The following is a 2,056-nucleotide window of genomic DNA, read 5'->3' on the forward strand; positions in this document are numbered from 1 at the left end:
GCCGTCCGCTTCCTCGACGGCATCCGCACCCTGGAAGCCGCCGGCGTCACGACGTACCTCGAACTCGGCCCCGACGGCGTCCTCTCCGCGATGGCCCAGAACTGCCTGACCGACGAGGACGGTACGGCCGCCGGCGTGCCCGCCCTGCGCGCCGCCCGCCCGGAGGCCGCCACCCTGGCCTCGGCCCTCGCCCAGGTCCACGTCCGCGGCACCTCCGTGGACTGGGAGGCGTACTTCGCCCCGACCGGCGCCCGGCCGGCGGAACTGCCCACCTACGCCTTCCAGCGCGAGTGGTACTGGCTGGACTCCGCGACCGGCGCACAGCACGCCCCCGGGGACGCCACCGGCCTCGGTCTCGGCACGACCGACCACCCGCTGCTCGGCGCGGCCGTCGAACTGCCCGACTCCGACGGCTTCCTCTTCACCGGCCGGCTGTCCGCGGCCACCCAGCCCTGGCTCGCGGACCACGCCGTCCTGGGCTCGGTCCTCCTCCCCGGCACCGCGTTCGTGGAACTGGCGGTCCGCGCCGGCGACCAGGTCGGCTGCACCGACCTGGAGGAGCTGACCCTGGAGGCGCCCCTGGTCCTGCCGGAACGCGGCGGGGTCCAGCTGAGGCTCTCCGTCGCCGGGGCCGACGGCTCCGGACGGCGCGCCCTGTCCCTGTACTCCCGTGACGAGGACAGCGCGGCCGACCTGCCGTGGACGCGCCACGCCACCGGCGTCCTCGCCCCCGCCCCCGCCGGGGCCGCCCCGGCCCCGGCGGCCGACCTCACGTCCTGGCCCCCGGCCGGCGCCGAACGCGTGGACCTCGGCGGGCTGTACGACGGACTCGCCGCCGCCGGCTTCGACTACGGCCCGGCCTTCCAGGGCCTGCGCTCCGCCTGGCTGCACGGCGACGCCGTGTACGCCGAGGTGGCCCTGGACGAGGAGACCGCGGGGTCGGCCGACTCGTTCGGCCTCCACCCGGCCCTCCTCGACGCCACCCTGCACGCCGCCGGACTCGGATCCCTCGTCGAGGACACCGGACGGGGCAGGCTGCCCTTCGCGTGGACCGGGGTCCGGCTGCACGCCGCCGGCGCCTCCGCGGTACGGGTCCGACTGGCCCCGGCCGGCCGTGACGCGGTCGCGCTGGAGCTCGCCGACCCGGCGGGGGCGCCCGTCGCCTCGGTCGCCTCGCTGGCGCTGCGCGCCGTCTCGCCCGAGCAGCTCGGCGCCGCCCGCGGCGGCCAGGACGCGCTGTTCCAGGTGGCGTGGACGGCCGTACCGGTCGGCCCGGTCTCCGCTGCCGAGCAGCGCCCCTGGGCCCTGCTCGGGGACGGCCACCCGGGCCTGGACGCCGTCGGCGTCCGCTACGAGGCCCACGACTCCCTCAGCACCCTCGCGGGGCCGGCCGTCGTGTGCCTGCCGCTGTCGCCGCCGACCGGCGGGGAGGAGGTCGCGGGAGCCGTGCACGCCGAGACCGGACGGGTGCTGGAACTGCTCCGGCAGTGGCTGGCGGACGACCGGTTCACGGACTCCCGCCTGCTGGTCCTGACGCGGGGCGCGGTGGCCGCCGTACCCGGCGAGGGCCCGTCGGACCTGGTGCACGCCCCGGTGTGGGGCCTGGTCCGGTCCGCGCAGTCCGAGAACCCGGGCCGGATCGTCCTGGCCGACACCGACGGCAGCGACGCGTCCCACCGCCTGCTGCCCGCCCTCCTGGCCTCGGGCGAGTCCGAGGTGGCGGTGCGCGGTGGCGAGGTGCTGGTGCCGCGGCTGGCCCGTGCCGATGCTTCCGCCGCCTCCGCTCCTGCGTGGGGTGGGGCCGGTGACGGCACGGTGCTGGTGACGGGTGCGAGCGGTTCGCTCGGCGCCCTGTTCGCCCGCCACCTCGTCGCGGAGCACGGCGTACGGCACCTGCTGCTCGTCAGCCGGAGGGGTGAAGGGGCGCCGGGCGCGTCCGAGTTGGCGGCGGAGCTGTCGGATCTGGGTGCCGAGGTGACCTGGGCGGCGTGTGACGTGGCCGACCGGGAGGCGTTGGCGGCCGTACTGGCCGGCGTTCCGGCGGAGCACCCGCTGA

At 77.5% G+C, this 2,056-nt stretch carries 1 protein-coding gene; it reads left to right on the top strand.

The window, feature by feature from the left end; genetic code table 11:
- The coding region (locus IF43_RS0135400) for a type I polyketide synthase (protein WP_030211043.1) at positions 1-2,056 on the top strand (2,056 nt) is incomplete at both ends.

It is taken from the genome of Streptomyces sp. NRRL S-87, from assembly GCF_000719335.1.
In the GTDB taxonomy this organism is placed as follows: Bacteria; Actinomycetota; Actinomycetes; order Streptomycetales; family Streptomycetaceae; genus Streptomyces.